Raw genomic sequence first — 3,577 nt, forward strand, 5'->3', positions numbered from 1 at the left:
GGAGGTGTCCGGGACCGGCGGGCTGGTGGAACTGGCGCAGGCACTGGGCCACTCGCCCGCCGGGACCGCCGTACGAGAAGGAACGCTGAGGACCCCCCATGGCTGAGCCCATGGCCGACTCCGAGGAGCCCCATGACCCCTGGTCACCGCAGAGCTGTCGTCATCGGTGCCGGACTGGCCGGCATGCTGGCCGCGGCGGTGCTGTCCGACGCCGTGGACGAGGTGGTCGTACTCGACCGCGACGACCTGCCCGAGGGGCCCGAGCACCGCAGGGGCCTGCCGCAGGGGCGCCACGCCCATCTGCTCATGGCCGGCGGCCTGGCCGCGATGGAGGAGCTGATGCCGGGCGGGAGCATACGGCAGCGGCTGCTGGCCGCGGGCGCCCGGGAGATACCGCTGGGCCACGGCATGGTGGCCCTGACCCCCGAGGGCTGGCTGCGGCGCTGGCGGCACGACGGGCCGAAGATGCTCAGCTGCACGCGCGCGCTGCTGGACTGGACGGTGCGCTTCACCGTCCTCGCCCACACCGGTGCCGGGATCCGCAAGGTCCAGGCCGTGGGCCTGGCCGGCGACGCGCGGCGCGTGCGCGGGGTGCGGGTCGCGACCGCCGCCGGGGAGGAGGAACTGGCCGCGGACCTCGTGGTCGACGCGAGCGGGCGCGGCTCACGGGTCGTCACCTGGCTGCGGGAGCTCGGGATCACCGGGGTGCGGGAGCGGACCGTGGACGCCGGACTGGTCAACGCCACGCGCCTGTACCGTACGCCCGCGGGGGCCGAGCAGTTCCCGCTGACGATGGTGCAGTCCGACCCGTACGCGTCCCGGCCGGGCCGCAGCGGCATGGTGCTGCCGATCGAGGGCGACCGCTGGATGGTCAGCCTGGCCGGCTCGCGGGGCGGCGAGCCGCCGTCGGACCCCGAGGGGTTCCTGCGCTACGCCCTCGGCCTGCCCTCCCCGATCGTGGGCCGGCTGGTCTCCGGCGCCGAACCCCTCACCGACGTGTACGTCAGCCGCAGCACCAGCAACATCCGCCGCTACCTGGAGAGGCTGCCGCACTGGCCGGAGGGGTTCGTCGCCCTCGGCGACGCGGTCGCCACCTACAACCCGGCCTACGGTCAGGGCATGTCGGTGGCCGCGTTCCACGCGCGGCTCCTGCACGAGGAGCTGCGCCGCTGCGGCCCGGACGGCCCCGGCCTGGCCCGCCGCGTGCAGCGCGGCGCCGCCCGCCCGGTCGACACGGCCTGGACGGCGGCCGTGGGCCAGGACGTCTGGTACCCGGACACCCGCGGTGCCCGGCCCGGCCTCGCCGACCGGCTGGCCACGTCCTACAGCCGCCGCCTGACGAGGGCGGCCACCGGCTCCTACCGCGCCGCGGCCGCCCTCTGGGACGTCACCAGCATGCGCACCGGCCCCGAGCGGCTGCTGCGCCCCGACACCCTGCTCACCGTCCTCAACGGCCCCCTGCTGCCGCCGCTTTCCGGCCCGCCGCTGACGGCGGCCGAACGCAAGATCGTGGAGGAACTGGACCGGACCGGGGGCTGATCCCGCACGACCGGCGCCGAGGGCGGCGGACCGGCCCCGCGCGACCCGGCCGGCGGGGGCCGTGCCCCCGGGCGTCCGGGGACCGGAGAGGTGACGCCGAGGACCGGGCGGACCTGCCGGGACCTCTTCTCTCTCCCCCCAACACCGACGACGAGCGATCGACGCGGGCCCGCACAGCACCACCCCCGGCTGTCGGATCCGGGGCGGAGCCCCCGGCCGGGTGCCGGGGGCCGGGTGCTGAAGGCCGGGGGCCCGGGGGCCGAAGGCCGGGGGCCCGGGGGCCGGGTGCCGGGGGCCCGGGGGCCGAAGGCCGGGGGCCCGGGGGCCGAAGGCCGGGGGCCGGAGACCGAGGGCCCGGGGGCCGAAGGCCGGGGGCCGGAGACCGGGGGCCCGGGGGCCGAAGGCCGGGGGCCGGAGACCGGGGGCCCGGGGGCCGAAGGCCGGGGGCCGGAGACCGAGGGCCCGGGGGCCGAAGGCCGGGGGCCGAAGGCCGGGGGCCCGGGGGCCGAAGGCCGGGGGCCCGGGGGCCGAAGGCCGGGGGCCGGAGACCGGGGGCCCAGGGCCCATAGACCGCAAGCCAAGGGCCCGGAGACCGGGGGCCGGCCGCCTGGCCCGGTCCGTGGTGGGCCGGGCGCGGAGTCGGGGGTCAGCCTGCGAACGCCGGCTGGGGAAGTCCCCTGCCCGCGTCCCGGACCACCAGGACCGAGCCGGACAGGGGGTGCGGGGCCGTCAGGCCCGTGCGGGCCGTGGTGACGTACAGGTCGGTCAGCCCGGGGCCGCCGAAGGCGCAGGCCGTGGGGCGGGGGACGGGGAGGCGGAGCACGCGGTCCAGGGTGCCGGCGGGGGTGTAGCGGCGGATCGCGGCACCGTCCCACAGGGCCACCCAGACGCAGCCGTCGGCGTCGACCGTGAGACCGTCCGGGAAGCCGGCGCCCTCCTCGATCCGGGCCAGGGGCCGCCTGCCGGTGGCCCGTCCGCCGTCGAAGTCGAAGACGTCGATCCGGCGGGTCGGCGAGTCGACGTAGTACATCAGACGGCCGTCGGGGCTCCAGCCGGTGCCGTTGCTGACCGTCGCGTCGGACAGCACCACCTCGGCCGTGCCGTCGCCGGTGAGGCGGGTGAGGGTGCCGCCGCCCGGGGCCTCGTCGTAGCGCATGGTGCCGGCCCACAGGGAGCCGTCGGGCGCGACGGCGGCGTCGTTGCCGCGGCGGCCGGGGACCGGGTCGTGGTGCAGTCGGCGGAAGGTGCCGTCGGGGTCCACCAGGCCCACCCCGTCGCGGAGGTTGAGGACGAGGCCCCCGCCGGTGCGGGGCTTGGCGGCGCCCACGTGCTGCTCGGTCGCGCGGACCGTGCGCCGGCCCGAGACGGGGTCGTAGGTGTGCACCCGGCGGGAGAGGATGTCGACCCAGATCAGCCGCCCGGCCGCCGCGTCCCACGTGGGGCCTTCGCCCAGTTCCGCCCGGGCGCGGACCGCGACCTCGTACGCCGTCAAGACGCGCTCCGGTGTCCGAGGCGCTCCGACAGTTCGGCGGCGCCCTTCGCGGCGAGCTGCTCCAGCTCCGCCCGGCGCTCCTCACTCCAGCGGATCATGGGCACCGAGATGGACAGGGCGGCGACCACCTGCCCGGTGCGGTCGCGCACCGGCGCGGCCACGCACGAGACGTCCGGGTTGGACTCGCGGCTCTCCACGGCCACGCCCCGCCCGCGGATCTCGCCCAGGGCCTCGCGCAGGGCGGCCGGGTCGGTGATGCTGTTCGGGGTCATCGCGGTCAGCTCGGCGCCGTCCGGGATGCGCGCGGCGAGCTCCTGCTCGGGCAGGGAGGCGAGCAGCATCTTGCCGACCGAGGTGCAGTGCGCCGGGAGGCGGCGGCCGGCCGCGGACACCATGCGCACCGCGTGCGTGGAGTCGACCTTGGCGATGTAGATGACGTCGGTGTCCTCCAGGATCGCCACGTGCACGGTCTCGTCGCAGGTCTCGGCGACCGAGCGGGCGACCTGCCGGCCTTCGGCGGCGAGGTCGAGCTGCTCGGCGTAGCGG

At 77.6% G+C, this 3,577-nt stretch carries 3 protein-coding genes; 1 reads left to right on the forward strand and 2 read right to left on the reverse strand.

Annotation, left to right across the window (positions count from 1 at the left end):
* Positions 1 to 132: 132 nt before the first annotated feature.
* Entirely contained in the window at positions 133 to 1,539 is a 1,407-nt protein-coding gene (locus tag RH94_RS32885) for an FAD-dependent monooxygenase (protein ID WP_158073115.1), read from the forward strand.
* A gap of 646 nt (positions 1,540 to 2,185) precedes the next feature.
* Here the strand turns inward: RH94_RS32885 and RH94_RS32890 are convergent.
* On the reverse strand, positions 2,186 to 3,031 hold the full coding sequence (locus tag RH94_RS32890) for an SMP-30/gluconolactonase/LRE family protein (RefSeq protein ID WP_073951976.1): 846 nt from the start codon (positions 3,029 to 3,031) through the stop codon (positions 2,186 to 2,188).
* Positions 3,028 to 3,577, reverse strand: a 550-nt coding sequence (locus RH94_RS32895; RefSeq protein WP_234426190.1) for an IclR family transcriptional regulator, incomplete at its 5' end; no start/stop codon positions are given. The genes RH94_RS32895 and RH94_RS32890, both read right to left, overlap by 4 nt.

This window comes from Streptomyces kebangsaanensis, from assembly GCF_001906585.1.
Taxonomy (GTDB): Bacteria; Actinomycetota; Actinomycetes; order Streptomycetales; family Streptomycetaceae; genus Streptomyces; species Streptomyces kebangsaanensis.